Source organism: Agrobacterium sp. GD03872 (genome assembly GCF_029840625.1).
GTDB lineage: Bacteria > Pseudomonadota > Alphaproteobacteria > Rhizobiales > Rhizobiaceae > Agrobacterium > Agrobacterium fabrum_A.
Genome location: NZ_JAOCCY010000016.1, coordinates 20,105 through 37,228, shown reverse-complemented (window position 1 = coordinate 37,228; position 17,124 = coordinate 20,105). Strand labels below are relative to the sequence as shown.

The window sequence follows — 17,124 nt, the reverse complement described above, 5'->3', positions numbered from 1 at the left end:
GGGAACGATCATGACCATGCCGCAGGCAGCACCGCTTGGTGCAGAAGATGCCGTGCTTTCCGTCCGCAATCTCACCACGTCCTTTCACGTGGATGGCGGCTGGAAACCCGTGGTGCGTGATATTTCCTTCGATGTCGGGCCGGGTGAGACGGTCGCGATCGTCGGCGAAAGCGGCTCGGGCAAAAGCGTGACCTCACTCTCGATCATGCGGCTGCTGGATCGGGAGAGCAGCAGGGTTCAGGGCGAAATCCTGCTCGGCGGCCGCAATCTCCTGTCCCTTTCCGAAGACGCCATGCGGCGGGTGCGGGGCAATGAGGTTGCGATGATCTTTCAGGAGCCGATGACCAGCCTTAATCCGCTGTTCACCATCGGCGACCAGATTTCCGAGGCCCTGTTGTGCCACCAGCCGATGTCGAAAGCGGAAGCGCGGGCGGAGACGATCCGCCTTCTCGAAAAGGTCCGCATCCCCTCTGCCGCTTCACGCTTCGATGAATATCCGCACCGCTTTTCCGGCGGGATGCGCCAGCGCGTGATGATCGCCATGGCGCTCGCCTCCAAACCGAAGCTCCTGATCGCCGACGAGCCGACGACGGCGCTCGATGTGACAATTCAGGGCCAGATTCTCGACCTTATCAAGACGCTGCAGGAAGAGGAGGGCACCTCGGTCCTCTTCATTACCCATGACATGGGTGTGGTGGCCGAAATCGCCGACCGCACGGTCGTCATGTATCGCGGCGAGCAGGTCGAAGTCGGTGCGACGGCCGATATCTTCCATCGCGGCAAACATCCCTATACGCGCGCACTTTTGTCCGCCGTTCCGGTTCTGGGGTCTATGAAGGGCGAGGAAAGACCGCTCCGTTTTCCGATCGTCAACACAACGACAGGGGAAATGCAGGAATCTGCGCGCCCGGCCGATACCGTCGATGCCAGCGCTCAGCCGGTTCTCAAGGTGGAGGGGCTGACCAAGCGCTTCGACATCCACTCCGGCCTTATGGGGCGGCTCAGCGGCCGGGTGCATGCGGTGGAGAATGTGTCCTTCGATTTGAGGGCCGGGGAGACATTGTCGCTGGTGGGCGAAAGCGGCTGCGGCAAGTCGACCACCGGACGCGCCATCATGCGGCTGATCGAGCCGGATGCCGGGTCGGTCGTGGTCAACGGCGAAAACATTCTCGCCCTCGACAAGACGGGCATGCGGGACATGCGCAAGACGGTTCAGATGATCTTTCAGGACCCTTTCGCCTCGCTCAATCCGCGCATGACGGTGGGTGCGGCGATTGCCGAACCTTTTCTGGAACACCGCATGGGCAGCACGCGCGAGGCGAAGGATGTGGTGGCCGACATGCTGGTGAAGGTCGGTCTCTCACCGGACATGGCTTCGCGTTACCCGCATGAATTTTCCGGTGGCCAGCGCCAGCGCATCTGCATCGCCCGCGCGCTCGCCCTCCAGCCCAAGGTGATCGTCGCGGATGAAAGCGTTTCGGCGCTGGATGTTTCCATCAAGGCACAGGTCATCAACCTGATGCTGGATCTGCAGCAAAGCCTCGATCTTGCCTTCCTGTTCATATCCCATGACATGGCGGTGGTGGAACGCGTCAGCCACCGGGTGGCGGTGATGTATCTTGGCGAGATCGTCGAAATCGGTCCGCGCGCTGCTGTCTTCGACAATCCGCAGCATGACTATACCCGCAAGCTGATGGCGGCCGTGCCGGTGCCGGACCCGGATCGCCGCAACACACGGCGGGGTGCCGCGAATGACGAGCTGAAAAGCCCGATCCGCGCGGTCGATTATGTCGTCAAGCCGCGTGAATATCGCGAGGTTTCACCCGGCCACCTCGTCGCCTGTTAAAGTCCCGGTACGTCCGACGTTGCGAAGGGTACGCGATAACCGCGCTTAAAACTTTCCCGCTGTCCAAGCTGGCGATACCACCGCTGTACGGCCGGAAAATCATCGAGATTGATTTTGTGGCGCGAGAAACGCGAGACCCATGGCCAGATGGCGATATCGGCGATGGAGAACTCGCCGGCCACATACTCCCGCCCCGTTAAACGGTCGTTCAATGTCCGGTAGAGGCGCTCCACATCCGCGGCAAAACGCGTCTCGGCAAAGGGAGCCTTCCCGGCATGGTACGTCAGGAAATAATGGGCATAACCGAGTGTCGGGCCGAAATTGGCGGCCTGCCACATCAGCCATTCGGTGACGATCAGTCGCTCGGTCGCGGCGGCGGGCAGAAGCCGCCCCGTCTTTTCGGCGAGATAGATGAGGATCGCATTCGATTCCGTCAGGACGGTGCCGTTGTCATTGTCGATGATTGCCGGAATTTTCGAGCCTGGATTGATGCGGATATAATCGGCCACGAATTGCTCGCCTTTTTCGATGTCGATGGCGTGGCTTCGATAGGGCAGGCCGAGTTCTTCCAGCGCAACCGAGATTTTGAGGCCGTTCGGCGTGATCCAGGTGTAAAGGTCGATCATGTCAGTCGAACATCGCCTCATCCAGCGGCAAGGCGCGACGGCCTTTCTTGCCCGTCACATCGGAAAGGTCCTTGTAAAGATCGCGCAGGGTCAGAACCAGCTGGATAATGCGTGGGTCGGTGACACGATAGATCACCGCCTTGCCTTCCCGCGTGCCTTCGATGATACCGGCGTCGCGCAATTCGGCAAGCTGCTGCGAAAGCGTTGGCTGCTGGATACCAAGTTCATATTCCAGTGCGGAAACGGACGCTTCCGTTTCCATGAGGTAACAGACAATGGCCAGACGGTTGGCGTTGGCGACAAGCTTCAAAAGCTCGCTCGCTTCTACCACGCTGCGGCAGATCAGATTGGAAACCGGTTTCGTCACAACTACTGGTCCCTGTTTCAGACTATAAAAAAGTAAATTGTATGGCGATAAATTTCAATGGCTTGATGCAGGTCGTTTTTAGTCAGCCGCGAAATTTTAAAATCTACAGGATTAGTAGATTTCTCTTTCGCTTTCCGGTCGATGATCGCCAAACCGTTCCTCGAAAACACTCTATAAAAAAGTAGATTGATTGTGAAATGAGGTGTCGACATGAAAATCGGGGTCCATCCCAACAATCTGCATTTACGGCTCGCCCGGCTCTGGCCCGGTGCTTTCGGGGAATTCGATCCGCACTTCGTGCCCTATCGCGAAGGACGCGATACGGCGGCCCTTCTGGAAAAAGACGACATCCATTTCGGTGGCACCGGCTCGACGCCGCCCATTGAAGCGGATGCGCGCGGGCTTTCGGCGGTTTATATCGCCGCTTCCGCACCAAGGCCCGCCAATGGCGCAATCCTCGTGCGGCGCGACAGCCCGATCCGTTCCGCAGCTGATCTCGTGGGAAAGCGCATATCGCTGATCGACGGCTCTTTTCATACCTATCTTCTGGCGCGCAGCCTGGAAGGGGCGGGGCTCGGGCTTGCGGATGTCACCCGCATCGAAAGCGGCGACAGCGACAGCCTGCAAGACCTCGTGGAAGGCCGCGTTGATGCCTGGGTGACGATGTCGCCACGGCTGGAAAAGGCGCTGACCCATGCGGAGATCAGCCTTCTGGTCCGCTGCGGTTCCACCATTCCCAACCGCTCGCTGTTCTGGACGCTTGCGCGCCACAATATAACGACGGAAACGCGGCAGGCGATTGCCACCGAACTGGACCGCGTCGGCCGCGCCGTCATGGCGGATATAGACCGGGCCGCAAGCCTTCTTGCCGCCGAACCGGGTAGCGAAGGTGACACGTCATCCTGGGCGAAGGTGTTGCGCTCGCGCGATCTTTCAGTGGTGCCGGCTACTGAAAATATCCTTGCCGAACAGCAGGAGGAGGCCGATACGCTTTACAGGCACGGCCATTTTTCTTTACCGGTTTTGACGGGTCAATCGGTCAGCACGGGAGGCGACCGATGAATGTTTTCTGGTATATGTGCGCGCCCGACGGCGCTTATCCCTGGCAGCCGGAAGGGTCCCGCAAGGTCGATCTCGGTTATTACAGGCAGCTGGCGCTGGCTTACGATCAGCTGGGTTATACCGGCGCGCTGTTTGCCACCGGGGCGCATGATGTCTGGGTTCTGGCAGGTGCGCTGCTCTCCTACACCGAACGGCTGAAACTGCTGGTCGCCATCCATCCGGGCCTGATCGCGCCGACGCTGCTTGCCAAGATGGCGGCGACGCTTCAGGAGTTTTCGCGTGGACGCCTGCTTATCAATGTCGTTTCCGGCGATGCCAAGATGCTCGGCGCTTACGGCATGACCATGCCGCATGACGAACGTTACGATATGGCGGATGAATATCTGCAGATCTGGCACCGGCTTTTTGCCGGCGAGACGGTGGATTTCAAGGGGCGGTATTTCCAGACGGACGGTGCAAAACTCGCTTTGCCGGTGGGGCAGGGCATAGAGCCGCCGCCCTTGTGGTTCGGCGGTTCTTCGGACAAGGCCATCAATGTTGCGGCCAAACATGTCGAGACCTATCTCTCCTGGGGTGAAACCCCGGACCAGATCGGCGCGAAGGTCGATCTCGTCAAGGTACGCGCGGAAAAACTCGGCCGTGAGCTGGAATACGGCATCCGCCTTTATGTTATCGTGCGCGATACGGATGAAGAGGCCTGGGCCGCTGCGGCCGATCTCTACGGCCGCATGGATGCGGCTGCGATTGCCGCCAACCAGCGTTTTGTCGGCAAGACCGATTCCGTCGGCCAGCAGCGCATGACGGCGATGCATGGCGGCCAGAAACCGGAAAACCTGCGCGATCTCGAAATCGCGCCCAATCTCTGGGCCGGTATCGGGCTTGTCCGTCCGGGCCCCGGAACTGCGATTGTCGGTTCACCGGATACTGTCATCCGCACGCTGGAAGCCTATAAGAAGGCAGGCGTGAATACCTTTATCCTTTCCGGCATGCCATTGCTGGAAGAGGCCTTCCGCTTCGGCGAAAAGGTTCTGCCGCGTCTTGATGTATCGCGTGAGGTGTCAGCGGCAAAACAGTTCACCTGGTCGACTTTGTTCGACCGCGATCTCTCGGCCAAGGCCTCCTGAGCGTGGACTTCTGACCATGGCTTTGGGAGTGGAGAAGAATGACATGACGGCAAGTCCGGCAACGACCTCAGCACAAAGGCGTATCGGCCCGCAACGCGTGGCCGGGCGGGTGCTCGCCGTTCTGGACACGCTGCTCGGCGCGGTCGCGGCGGCCATCCTTGCCACGCTTCTGGTGGTGGTGCTGGTCAATGTCACCCTGCGGTACCTGTTCCACACCGGTTTCATCGGTGCGGAAGATCTGGGCATCTGGCTCAATGTGGCGATGATTGCGGTCGGCGCGCCGCTCAGCCTCAAGAGCGCTCTGGCCATGCGGCTGGATGTATTCGTGCGCTTCCTGCCGGAGCGCTTTCATGCCGCAACCGAAATTCTGGCCGATGCCTTTTCCTTCGTCGCAGCCCTTATCCTCGCCTTCGGTGGGGTGGAGATTGCGGCCATGCTGGGCGGCACGTCGCCAACACTCGGCCTGCCGGAATGGGTGCGCTTCGGTTTTCTCGGTGCAGGCGGCGCGCTGATCTTTGTCTATCTGGCGTTTCAACGGGTCGGTGAAGGCAAGGCGTTTGCCGTTCTGCTCTCCGTCGCCATCGCGGTTGTTTCTTATGTCGGCCTGCCGGAACTGTTCATCGATACCAGCCTGCCGCCGAGCCTGTTTCTGGCGCTGACGGCGGCCGTGGGGCTGGTTCTGGCCGCGCCGCTTGCCCATGCCTTCCTTGCCGCCGCCTATGTGGCGATCGCCTTCGGCAGCACCTTGCCGGAGCCGGCCATCGTGTCCTCGACGGTGACGGGCATGTCGAAATTCCTGCTGCTGGCCATTCCCTTCTTCCTCTTGGCCGGAAGCCTGCTGACGGAATCGGGCGTCGCCAACCAGCTGGTTCGTTTCGCCGCCGCCATGGTCGGTCACCGGCGGGCAGGGCTGGCGCAGACGACGCTGTTGACCAGCGTGCTGTTTTCCGGCGCATCCGGCTCCTCGGTCGCCAACGCCGCTTTCGGCGCTTCCACCTTCCAGCCGGAACTGGTGAAGCATGGCTATCCGCCGGCGCAGGCGGGCGCGATCATTGCCGCTACCTCGGTGCTGGACAATGTCATTCCGCCCTCCATCGCCTTTCTCATCCTCGCAACGGCCACCAATCTTTCGGTCGGCTCGTTGCTGGTCGGCGGCTTCTTTGCCGGCGGGCTGATGGCGATCTGCCTTGCGGTGGCGATTCATTACAGCGTGCGCAGTGTCGATACCTTGCCGCGCGCGACGGGTGCGGAGCGCTGGCGCTCGGCCATCGCCGCCATACCCGCCTTTGGCCTCGGCGTCATCGTGGTGGTCGGCATCCGCATCGGCATCGTCACCACCACGGAGGCCGCAGCGCTTGCGGCGCTTTACACGCTGCTTCTCGGTTTCGGTTACCGGCTGGGCGCCGGCCGCATTTTTGCGACCTTCCGCCAGTCGGCGGGTGAGGCGGCGGCCATCGGTCTTCTGATCGGCACGGCGGGGCCTTTCGCCTTCCTGCTGGCGGTGGATAATGTCTCGGGTCTCGTTACTGACTTCGTAACGTTGCTCGGCGGCAGCAAGATCGCGGTGCTCCTGCTCTCCAACCTTATCCTGCTCGTGGTCGGGCTGGTGCTGGATATCGGTGCGGCCATCCTGCTGTTCGGGCCGATCCTGCTGCCCGCTGCCGTGGCGGCTGGCATCGATCCCATCCATTTTGGCGTCATTCTCGTGGTCAATCTGATGATCCATGGCCTGACGCCGCCGCTCGGCATGCTCATCTTCGTGGTCAGCGGCGTCACCCGCATTCCGGCGACAGCACTTTTCCGGGCCGTCGTTCCCTATCTCGTCTCGCTTCTCGTTTCCCTCGCCATTCTGTGCGGCTGGGCCATTTTCTTCTAAATTTGGGGTTTCAATCATGACTATTATCGATCGCCGCAATCTCCTCAAACTCTCCGCCATCGGCGCCGCAACACTCGCCGCGCCTGCCTTCGTGCGCACGGCAAATGCCAGAACCCGCAGCCTCACGGTTGCCTCGCTGTTTGCCGATGACAAGCCGGAGACGAAAATCTGGGTGAAGATCAGCGAGCTGGTGGAGGCGAAGCTGCCCGGCCGTTTCCGTTTCAACATCGTCAAGAGCGGTGCGCTGGGCGGTGAAAAGGAAGTGGCGGAAAATATCCGTCTGGGTTCGGTTCAGGCGAGCCTTTCGACAGTCTCGTCGCTTTCGGGCTGGGTGCCGGAACTGCAGATCCTCGATCTGCCCTTTCTGTTTCGCGATGCCGAGCACGTGCGCAAGGTGGTGACGGGTGAGACTGGCACTGATCTGAAGACGAAGCTCGCCGCCCAGCAATTCATCGCCGCCGATTTCATCAATTACGGCGCACGCCATCTTCTGACCAAGGAGCCAGTAACCCGGCCGGAGCAGCTGGAAGGCAAGAAAATTCGCGTCATCCAGAGCCCGCTGCATACCAAGCTGTGGAGCGCCTTCGGCACCACCCCGGTCGGTATCCCGATTACCGAGACCTATAATGCGCTGGCAACCGGCGTGGCTGATGCCATGGATCTCACCAAGTCCGCTTATGCCGGCTTCAAGCTTTACGAGGTCGTGCCCTATCTGACGGAAACCGGCCACATCTGGGCTTCAGGCGTCGTCTATTACGGTGCGACCTTCTGGAACCAGCTGGACGACGAAGAGAAGAAGGTTCTCCTGGAAGCATCAAGTGAAGGCGCGCAATATTTCAACCAGCTGATCGTCGAGGACGAAGTAAAGTCCGTCGAGCTTGCGCTCTCCAAGGGCGGCAAGGTGCTGCAGCCGGAAGCGCTGGACGAATGGCGCAAGGGTGCGCAGGGCGTCTGGCAGGATTTCGCCGGCATTGTTGGCGGCATCGAGAAGATAGAGGCTGTGCAGTCGGCCTGATAATACGACCCTTCAAAATCAGGAAACCCCGTGTGTCCTTAGAGCGCACGGGGTTTCTTTGTTCGGTATCAGTGCGAAGCGCCGGAGCCGCCAACGGCAACGATGGAATAGGGCTGGCCTTCCACCGCAAGCGTGCGGGTTTCCTTAAGGCTTTCCGCATCCACCACGCGCACCAGCGAATGGCGCGGATCGGAAATTACGACCTGCCCGTCGGCAACGGCGAGACGCGGACGCGGATCGCGCCAATGGCCATCCTTGCTGTAGGGTTCGGTGACCTTCGCCGTGCGGGTGATAACGCCTTCCAGCACGTCAAGCACATGCAGGTCGCCATCTTCCGTCAGAATGTAGGCATTGCGCGGATTGGCGGGGTCGAGGATGAAATCGACGCGCCGGGTCGGCAGTTCGACAAGGCGGAAGGCGTCCTTGCTGTCAGGATCGATCAGGACGACCTTGTCCTCACCGTAGTTTCCAAGGAAAAACTGCATGGATTTGCCGCCGAGCAGCGTGCCGGTATAGGCTTTCGGGAAATCTTCCGGATAGGCCAGCATTTCGAGCTTCGGGCCATCCGTGCCGCCCGGCCGGGCAACGAGAATGCCTTCCTTGCAGCCAAAGGCCGCAAGCCGTGCGGATGTCGCCTCACCGTGCAGATCGGTGCATGTCGCCTGTTCACCAATCTGCTTGCCGTCCCTGTCAAGAACGCGCAACCCGATGCGGGGCGGCAGCGTGTCCGGTTTGGTTTCGATCTGCGTGTTGGGTACGGACACCAGAACGTAACGGCCTATCGTCACTGCCACGCCGTGATGCGGGGCGGTCGTATCGACGGTGCGGACCTTTGCCTTGCCGTCTAGCAGGGCAGCCTCATCGATGATTTCAGCCTTGCCGCCACGGTCGTAGAACAGGATGGCATGGTCATCATGCGGCACGACGTGGAACGGGCGTTTGCCTTCGAAAGTAACGGGCAGCAGCGCCGCATCTTCCACTTCCAGATCACGATGCTCGCCGTGGTCGGAGAAGACGATGCCGGTCTTGATCACATGCACGATATCCGAATCTGACTGTGTGGCGAAAACAGTCTTGCCGGAGGCGCTGGCAGTCAGCGCCGCATAGCCTTTGAGGTCGTAGCGTCCGAGTTCCTTGCCGGTTTGGAAATTGATCGCGCGCACCACCGGCTGGGTGTGATCGGCGACGAACAGCCGCCATTCCTTGACGCCGTCCTTGCTTTCTTCCGCCTGCGCCATGCCGGAGGCAATCGACGTGGCGAGTGCCAGGCACGTGGCGAGCGCGCCCACGCCAAATTGCTGGTGAAGGGAGAATCTCATGGTGTTCCTTCCAGACGTTGTCATCCTCATGCTGATCAGGGCCGATATCGAGGCCATCGAGGATGTTTTGTAATGTTATTACGTTACGATTGACGTATTAGCATTACCCGCGGGGTCCATGTCAACCGACGTGGACGTCGTGCTGCTGAAAATCTGGAAACTATGTATCGTTGACGCGTGGAAGAGTTTGGGGGCTTCTGTGTCAGGCCACACACGCAAGGTCATCCTCGGGCTTGACCCGAGGATCTATTCATCTCGACAGTTACGAATCCTCGGGTCAAGCCCGAGGATGACGGAAGCGGAGGTTCCGACGCTAAAGGCAGGCGCATCGCTGCGCCTGCCTTTATCAAGTTTTTAGCGGATATCCTCAGGCAGAACGTCTGAAGGGATGTTCTGGTAGGAAACCGGGCGCATGAAGCGGCGGATCGACATGGTGCCAACAGAGGTTGCGCCGAAATTCGTCGAAGCCGGGTAAGGGCCGCCATGAACCATGGCTTCGGAGACTTCCACGCCGGTCGGGAAACCGTTGGCGAGAACGCGGCCGGCCTTGCGCTCCAGGATCGGCAGCAGCTTGCGGCCGAGTTCGGCATCGCCGGCGTCGAGATGCAGGGTCGCGGTCAGCTGGCCTTCGAAGCTCTTGGCGACTTCCAGCATTTCCTCCGTGCTGTCGACCGTCACGATCAGGCCGAGCGGTCCGAAGACTTCTTCGGCAAGCGCGTGGTTGGCAACCCAGTCCTTGCCGGAAACCCGGTAAAGATAAGGCGTTGCATTGCGCAGATCGCAGGTGGTGGTCAGCACGTCGCGCACGCCGTTGCCGGCGGCGATACGGTCACGGCCGTCGCGATAGGCGGCGGCGATACCGTCGGTCAGCATGACCTGCGGGCCGACTTCGGAAAGTGCTGCGCGCGCAGTTTCAGCAACCGCATCCGCCTGCGAAGCGAGAATGACGGCGATGCCGGGATTGGTGCAGAACTGGCCCGCACCCATGGTCAGCGAGCCGGCCCAGCCCTTAGCGATGGCCTCACCGCGAGCGGAAACGGCTTCCGGCAGCAGGAACATCGGGTTGACCGAGCCGAGTTCGCCGAAGAAGGGGATCGGCTCGGGGCGCTGGGCGCAGAGATCGAACAGCGCGCGGCCGCCGGCGAGCGAACCGGTAAAACCGACCGCCTTGATGCGCGGATGCTGCACGAGAGCGGAACCGACATCGCGGCGGCCGCCCTGGATCAGCGAGAAGACGCCGGGATGCAGATTGTGCTTCTTGACGGCGGCGAGAACGGCTTCGGCAACGATTTCGCCGGTGCCGGGATGGGCGGAATGGCCCTTGACGACGACGGGGCAGCCGGCGGCCAGAGCCGCTGCGGTGTCACCACCGGCCGTGGAGAAGGCGAGCGGGAAGTTCGACGCGCCGAAGACCGCGACGGGGCCGATCGGGCGCTGCATCAGGCGGATATCCGGGCGCGGCAGCGGCTGGCGATCCGGCAGCGCTTCGTCGTGCCGGCGATCGAGATAGTCGCCCTTGCGGATATGCGATGCAAAGAGGCGCAGCTGGCCAACGGTGCGGCCGCGTTCGCCTTGCAGGCGTCCTGCGGGCAGGCCGGTCTCGGACGAGCCGATTTCGGTGATGGCGTCAGCGCGTGCTTCGATCTCATCGGCGATGGTGTCGAGGAATGCGGCGCGCTCTTCGCGGGTGGTGTAACCGTAGCTCCAGAAGGCTTCTTCGGCTGCTTCACAGGCTGCATTCACCAGATCGACGGTGCCGACCGAAAAATCGAAAGCTTCGCCATGTGCAGGCTCGCTGCGGAATTTCGCTTCCGTTGCGACCCATTCTCCTGCAACCAGATGTTTGCCGTGCGGCTTGAAACTCATTGTGCTCTTCCCTGAAAATCTGATCCTGTGTGGAAAATCCACCCGATACCGTAACACCGGAGCAATGGGCGACAGCCAAGGCCATCAGCCGCGAACCTCCCCCGGTTGCCCTCTGCCTTAGCCCGTGTGGGGCCTGAGCGAAAGCCGGTTTCTCAACTATTTGACCAAAAAGTGTGATTAATTGGGCGAGGGGCGAAAAAGACGTACTTCCGTTTACGCGCACGGCGCTTTATTGTGACGCCATGATGACAAACAGACTTCCGAAATATGTCGCCTGGTCGGTTCTTCTGCTGATCGTGATCGTTACAATCTGCCCGATCGGTTTTCGTCCGCAGACGCTGACGACGGTGGGTTTGGACCGCGCCGCCGCCTTTGCCTTTTGCTCGGCCGCCTTTGTGCTTGCCTATCCGCGTTACTGGCTGGCGATCATCGTGGCGGGCATTGCGGCGGCTTTCGGCATTGAGGCGCTGCAATTCCTGTCGCCCACCCGCCATCCTCATCTGATGGATGCGGCCGTGAAAGCCGCCGGGGCTATTGCCGGCGGGCTTGCCACCCTTTCCTGCCTTCTTTTCAGGGCGCGGTTCGTCGCAGGCTGACGGAACGCCCGCAATCGAGAACTTGTTCAGCGCGTCCCGCCCGTGAGGCCGAAATGGCTGTGCGACAGCGTGCGCTCGATGCCGCGCAGCTCAGCCAGCCCTTTCAGCCGGCCAATCGCGGGGTACCCGGGCTGTGCTCCACGCGTCAGGTCATCAAGGATTTCCTGTCCGTGATCGGGTCGCATCGGAATGGTATGGTCTTCACGGCCCTCCGCCCGGCGGCGCGCCTCTTCGGCAAGCAGCGCGGCGATGACGGCGACCATATCGGTTGCGCCTTCCAGATGCTCATCCTCGAAGAAGGAGCAGGGCACGGTGTCGGTGTCGCGCGTCACGTTGCGCAGATGCACAAAATGGATGCGATCGGCAAAACGGCTGGCGATCAAGGGCAGGTCGTTATCCGCCCGCGCGCCGAGAGAACCTGTGCACAGCGTCACGCCGTTGGCGCGGCTGTCGACCTTTGAGAGCATATGGGCGTAGTCGGCTTCGGTGGAGAGAATTCGCGGCAGGCCGAGCAGCGGCCATGGCGGGTCGTCGCCATGGCCGCAGATGTTGATGCCGACCGCTTCGGCAACCGGCGTCACCTCGGAGAGAAAATCGACCAGGTTCTGCTGCAGCCTTTCGCGGTTTATACCTTGATAGGAACGCAGCTTTTCCAGAAGCTGGGCGAGCGTATAACCATCCGCCGAGCCCGGCAGGCCCGCACCGATGTTGCGCCCGAGGGCGGCGATTTTCGTGTCCGGCATGCCGGCGAAGCGTTTTGCCGCTTCCTCCGCCAGCCAGTCGGGATAATCCGCCTTTGCCCCGGGGCGTTTCAGGATGTGGATGTCGAAGGCGGCGAAATCGGTAAGGTCGAAACGCATCGCCTTGGCGCCGTGCCTTGTTTCCCAGCGCAGGTCGGTGCGGGTCCAGTCCAGCACGGGCATGAAATTATAGCAGACGGTGCGGATGCCGGATGCGGAGAGGCGGCGCAGCGTTTCCTGCCAGTTGGCTATATGGGTTTTCCAATCACCGGTCTGGGTCTTGATATCCTCGGAAACGGGCACGCTTTCGACGACATCCCAATAAAGTCCGCCGGCCTTGATCGCCTCATGCCGTTTGGCGATTTCATCCACCGGCCAGACATCGCCGGTGGCGATGTGATGCAGCGCGCTGACGATGCCTTCCGCACCCGCCTGAGCCGCATCCTGAACCGTGACCTTGTCGACTGGGCCGAACCAGCGCCATGTATGTCTCATCTCAAATCCTCAAATATCATTCTGCGGAAAATGTCAGCTGCACCTTGCAGGCGGCGGAGCGGTCTCCGGCCTGTTCGAAAGCGGCTTTCGCCTCGCCGAGCGGGAAGCTGTGGGAAATGATCGGCCGTACATCGATCTCGCGGGTGGAGATGAGCCCGGCGGCGATGGCGAATTCGTCGTGGAAGCGTTGCGAGCCGCGCCAGAGGATTTCCTTGCCCACCAGCGCGTTGAGCGGAATGGTGATGTCGCCGGTGACGCCCACCTGCACGATGGCGCCGCGTGGGCGCACGCAGGCAAAGGCCGTGCGAAGCGCGGGTGCTGCGGCGGAGCAATCGAAAATGACGTCGAAATACCCCTTATTATCCTGATAGGGCAAAAGCGCCTCGGCATTCTTTGTTACATTGATCGTGCTGTCCGCGCCCATGGCGGGTGCGCGTTCCAGCGCCGCGTCGGTCAGGTCGGTCGCGACGATGGTCGCCGCACCGGCATGGCGGGCGGCGGCGATCGTCAACAGGCCGATGGGCCCCGCTCCCGTCACGAGTACGTTTGCACCTTTCAGGTCGCCGGCCTGGGCCACCGCATGCAGGCAGACGGCGAGCGGCTCGGTGCAGGCGGCTTCGGCGGGCGATGTGGCGTCTGAAAATGTCGCGCATTGTTTGGCGGGAACCACCAGCCGGTCGCGGAACATGCCCTGTTCATGCGGCAGGCGCATGGCGCTGCCCATGAAGCGCATGTCGAGGCAATGGATCGGCTGGCCCTTCAGGCAGAAATGACAATGACCGCAGGGCTGGGACGGATTGACAGCGACGAGCTGGCCGATGGCAAGCCCGCTGACGCCTTCTCCCAGCGCCCGCACATGGCCGGACGCCTCATGTCCGCAGATGATCGGCTCGCGCACCCGCACCGGGCCGAAGCCGCCATCCTGATAATAATGAAGATCGGAGCCGCAGATGCCGCCCGCCGCCATGCCAAGCAGCACTTCGCCGGGGCCCGGTGCCCGCATGTCCCGCGTTTCGACGCGAATGTCCTTCTCGCCGTACAGGCGTGCCACGCGTGTCTGCATGACTGGGTCCTTTCGAATGCATGGATTATCGAAAAGGCTGCGCGGCGCTGACCGCGCAGCCTCTGTTCCTTCAGCGGATAAGGCCGAGCTGGGTCGGCAGCCACAGCGTGATCGCCGGTATGAAAGTGATCAGCGCCAGCGCCACGAAAAGCGGGATCATCCATGGCAGGATGGCGAGCGTGGTCCGCTCCACCGACATTTTCGAAATACGTGACAGGACGAACAGCACCATGCCGACCGGAGGGGTCAGAAGACCGATCATCAGGTTGAGCGTCACGATCAGCCCGAGATGGACGGGATCTATGCCGTAACGGGCGGCGACCGGCATCAGGATCGGCACCAGAATGCTGATGGCGGCGATGGTGTCGAGAAAGGCGCCGACGACCAGGAGCAGGATGTTGACGATGATGAGGAAGGTCCACCAATTGTCCGTCATGGCGAACATGAAATCGGAAAAGAGCTGGGCCGCCTGGCTGACCGTCAGCAGCCATGCGAAGATCGAGGCGGCCGTGACGATGAAGAGGACCGAAGCGGTCGTCTCTATCGTATCGAAGCTTGCCTTTGCCAATGTCCTGAACGTCATGGTGCGATAACGCACCAGCCCGAGGAAGAGCGACCAGAGAACCGCCGCGACCGCGGCTTCGGTCGGAGTGAACCAGCCCATTGTCATGCCGCCGATCAGCAGCACCGGCGTCATCAGCGCCATGACGGCGGAGAAATCGTAATACCAGTCCAGTGCGACAAGTACGGCGAGGCCGATAAGGACCGCAACATTGAGCGACATGCCGGCAAGGATCATCAGATAGACCGCCACCGGGAAGCTGAGCACGATCACCACTTCCATGGAAGCGGAAAGAAGCTGCTTCAGTTCAAACGGCGTGTCCGAACCCCAGCCTTTGCGTTTTGCGAAAATGTAGACCGTCAGCATCATCAGCACGGTCATCACGACGCCGGGAATGATGCCGGCCATGAACAGGGCGCCGATCGAGGCGTTGGCCATCATGCCGTAGATGACGAAGGGCAGTGACGGCGGGAAGATCGGGCCGAGCGTGGCCGATGCGGCGGTAACGCCGACGGCCGCATCAACCGGATAGCCATGATCCTTCATGGCCTTGATCTCGATGGTGCCGATGCCGGCGGCATCCGCGAGCGCCGTGCCCGACATGCCGGAAAAAACCACCGAGCCGATGATGTTGACCTGCGCCAAACCACCCTTCATCCAGCCCACAAGCGAAAGTGCAAAACGGTAGATGCGACTTGTCACCCCGGCGATGTTCATCAGATTGCCGGCAAGGATGAAGAACGGAACGGCGATGAGCGGAAAGCTCTCGACGCCGGCGATCATGCGCTGGGCCGCGATGATATCGGGCGCCACGCCGTAGATGACGAGATAGAGCAGCGAACTGACGGCCATGGAAACGGCCACCGGCGTGCCGATGATGAGAAGCAGAAGAAATGAGCCGATGAGCAGAAGCATGGTTTAGATTCCCTGTGTGCTTACGGCTTCCTGAGCCTTTTCACGCACGGTTTGCTTGCCGGTGATGTCCTTGATGAAGTTGTGCAGGGCACGCAGGAACATCAGCGCGAAAGCGGCGAAAACGGTGTAGAAGACGATACCGCGCGGCAGGTCGACGGTGACCATGCGCTCATCGCCGACGATTTCCAGATAACGCCACATCAGCCAGGTGATGTAGGCGAAAAAACCGATGGTGATGAGATCGACGATCAGCTCGAGAATCCGCCCGACGGATTTCGGCACGAAGCGGTAGATCAGGTCGACGTGAATATGGCGGAACATGCGCACGCACATGACCGAACCGAGGAAGACGACGACAACGAGGCAATTGGCGGCGATTTCCTCCGTCCAGGCGAAGCTGTCGTTCAGCACGTAACGGGTGAAGAATTGCAGGAAGACGCAAAGACCCATGCCCCAGAACACGGCAAGCGTTATCCAGTCTTCCACAGCATAGGGCGAAAGATCGACGGGGCCGGTATCCTCTTCAAAGGCATGCGCCATTTCTTCCACGCTGATAGGCGTGTTCTGATGATCGGTCATTGACGGGAGCTCCAGTGCGAAGGTCTCGGTAAAGCCTATCCCCGCGAAATTGGCGCAGGGATAGGCGCGCGCTTTACTTGATGGCGCGGATGGCTTCCCAGTCGGCTTTCTCGTAGCCGAAGTCCTCAAGCTTCACCTTGTCGATGACGTTTTCCTCGAAGTCGGCCTTGTCGACCTCCGCAACTGTGATGCCCTTCGACTTGAACTCGTCGACGAGGGCCTTTTCACGGGCTTCGATCGTCTTCGTCGTGCGGGCCGCCGCCTCCTGCATCACCTCGGTGAAGATTTTCTTGTCCTCGTCCGAAAGGCTCGCCCAGCGGGTTTTGGAAACGAGCGTGTTGAGATGATCGACAATGTGGCCGGTGAGGACGATGTTCTTCTGAACCTCGTAGAATTTCTTCGCCTCGATTGTCGTCAGCGGATTTTCCTGGGCCTCGACGGTGCCGTTCTGAAGCGCCAGATAGACTTCCGCAAAGGCGATCGGCGTCGTATTGGCGCCGCAGGCGCGCGGCATGGCCAGATAGGCCGGCACATCGGGAACGCGCATTTTCAGCCCGGCCATGTCGGCGCATTTTTCAATCGGCTTGTTCGAGGTGGTGTGGCGGGTGCCGTAATAGCTGACGGCGACGATGTGGTTGCCGGTCTTGTCCTCGTAACCTTTGGCGAGCTTCTTGAAGACATCGCTCTTGGTATAGGCGATCAGGTGGCTCGGATCGCGGAAGATATAAGGGAAATAGGTGACGCCGATCGGCTTGTGGTCGCGCGCCGCGAAGCTCGATCCGGAAATGATGATATCCACCGTGCCGAGCTTCAGGCCCTGGTTGATATCGGCTTCCTTGCCGAGCTGCGAGGCCGGGAAGACATCGATCTTGTAGCGGCCGTCGGTGCGCTTGCCGATTTCTTCCGCCGCCCAGACCGAATCCGTGTGGAACGGCTCGGAGGTTTCGTAGACATGCGCCCATTTCAGCGTGGTCTGTGCCTGCGCCGCCAGGGCGGAAAGCAGGATGGCCGCCGTTGCGCCCATCAAAGTCGACAATCTGATTTTCATTCTTAACTCCTCCCGAATTAAAGCC

The 17,124-nt window shown here is 60.9% G+C and carries 15 protein-coding genes; 6 read left to right on the top strand and 9 right to left on the bottom strand.

Annotated elements, in window-relative coordinates; all coding sequences use genetic code 11:
- Positions 1–10: 10 nt before the first annotated feature.
- Positions 11–1,846 (top strand): ABC transporter ATP-binding protein, encoded by a 1,836-nt coding sequence (locus tag N5D22_RS22815; protein ID WP_279658129.1) that lies wholly within the window; start codon positions 11–13, stop codon positions 1,844–1,846.
- Here N5D22_RS22815 and N5D22_RS22810 read toward each other — a convergent pair.
- Together N5D22_RS22810 and N5D22_RS22805 are read right to left on the bottom strand one after the other, a co-directional pair.
- Complete coding sequence (locus N5D22_RS22810; RefSeq protein ID WP_279658128.1) at positions 1,843–2,472, bottom strand: glutathione S-transferase N-terminal domain-containing protein; 630 nt, start codon at positions 2,470–2,472, stop codon at positions 1,843–1,845. The two genes, N5D22_RS22815 and N5D22_RS22810, sit on opposite strands and share 4 nt — an antisense overlap.
- 1 nt (position 2,473) lies before the next feature.
- Positions 2,474–2,839, bottom strand: coding sequence for a metalloregulator ArsR/SmtB family transcription factor (locus N5D22_RS22805; RefSeq protein ID WP_279658127.1), 366 nt, complete (start codon positions 2,837–2,839; stop codon positions 2,474–2,476).
- A gap of 210 nt (positions 2,840–3,049) precedes the next feature.
- On the opposite strand from N5D22_RS22805, the gene N5D22_RS22800 reads away from it, so the two are divergent.
- The 4 genes from N5D22_RS22800 to N5D22_RS22785 are packed head-to-tail and all read left to right on the top strand — an operon-like array spanning position 3,050 to position 7,916.
- Positions 3,050–3,901 (top strand): ABC transporter substrate-binding protein, encoded by an 852-nt coding sequence (locus tag N5D22_RS22800; RefSeq protein ID WP_279658126.1) that lies wholly within the window; start codon positions 3,050–3,052, stop codon positions 3,899–3,901.
- Positions 3,898–5,025 (top strand): LLM class flavin-dependent oxidoreductase, encoded by a 1,128-nt coding sequence (locus N5D22_RS22795; RefSeq protein ID WP_279658125.1) that lies wholly within the window; start codon positions 3,898–3,900, stop codon positions 5,023–5,025. The genes N5D22_RS22800 and N5D22_RS22795 overlap by 4 nt, the downstream gene beginning before the upstream one ends.
- A gap of 43 nt (positions 5,026–5,068) precedes the next feature.
- The gene (locus N5D22_RS22790) at positions 5,069–6,901 is read left to right on the top strand and encodes a TRAP transporter large permease subunit (protein WP_279658124.1); all 1,833 of its coding nucleotides are present in this window, start codon (positions 5,069–5,071) and stop codon (positions 6,899–6,901) included.
- Positions 6,902–6,917: 16 nt separating this feature from the next.
- Entirely contained in the window at positions 6,918–7,916 is a 999-nt protein-coding gene (locus N5D22_RS22785) for a TRAP transporter substrate-binding protein (RefSeq protein WP_279658123.1), read from the top strand.
- Between the two features lie 68 nt (positions 7,917–7,984).
- Here N5D22_RS22785 and aztD read toward each other — a convergent pair whose 3' ends face one another.
- On the bottom strand, positions 7,985–9,235 hold the full coding sequence (aztD, locus tag N5D22_RS22780) for a zinc metallochaperone AztD (RefSeq protein WP_279658122.1): 1,251 nt from the start codon (positions 9,233–9,235) through the stop codon (positions 7,985–7,987).
- 354 nt (positions 9,236–9,589) lie between these two features.
- Complete coding sequence (locus tag N5D22_RS22775) at positions 9,590–11,101, bottom strand: aldehyde dehydrogenase (NADP(+)) (protein ID WP_279658121.1); 1,512 nt, start codon at positions 11,099–11,101, stop codon at positions 9,590–9,592.
- Between the two features lie 242 nt (positions 11,102–11,343).
- Between N5D22_RS22775 and N5D22_RS22770 the strand changes: the two genes are divergently transcribed.
- Entirely contained in the window at positions 11,344–11,697 is a 354-nt protein-coding gene (locus N5D22_RS22770; protein WP_279658120.1) for an antibiotic resistance protein VanZ, read from the top strand.
- A gap of 26 nt (positions 11,698–11,723) precedes the next feature.
- Here the strand turns inward: N5D22_RS22770 and uxuA are convergent, their stop codons facing one another.
- From uxuA to N5D22_RS22745, 5 genes are all read right to left on the bottom strand, one after another.
- Positions 11,724–12,932: a mannonate dehydratase gene (uxuA, locus tag N5D22_RS22765; RefSeq protein WP_279658119.1), complete on the bottom strand. Its 1,209-nt coding sequence runs from the start codon at positions 12,930–12,932 to the stop codon at positions 11,724–11,726.
- Between the two features lie 16 nt (positions 12,933–12,948).
- The gene (locus N5D22_RS22760; protein WP_279658118.1) at positions 12,949–13,995 is read right to left on the bottom strand and encodes an L-idonate 5-dehydrogenase; all 1,047 of its coding nucleotides are present in this window, start codon (positions 13,993–13,995) and stop codon (positions 12,949–12,951) included.
- Positions 13,996–14,065: 70 nt separating this feature from the next.
- Positions 14,066–15,472 carry a TRAP transporter large permease gene (locus N5D22_RS22755; protein ID WP_279658117.1) on the bottom strand — a complete coding sequence of 469 codons (1,407 nt, stop codon included), beginning with the start codon at positions 15,470–15,472 and terminating at the stop codon, positions 14,066–14,068.
- A gap of 3 nt (positions 15,473–15,475) precedes the next feature.
- Entirely contained in the window at positions 15,476–16,051 is a 576-nt protein-coding gene (locus N5D22_RS22750) for a TRAP transporter small permease (RefSeq protein WP_279658116.1), read from the bottom strand.
- A 73-nt stretch (positions 16,052–16,124) separates the two neighbouring features.
- Complete coding sequence (locus N5D22_RS22745) at positions 16,125–17,099, bottom strand: sialic acid TRAP transporter substrate-binding protein SiaP (RefSeq protein ID WP_279658115.1); 975 nt, start codon at positions 17,097–17,099, stop codon at positions 16,125–16,127.
- Between the last annotated feature and the right edge of the window lie 25 nt (positions 17,100–17,124).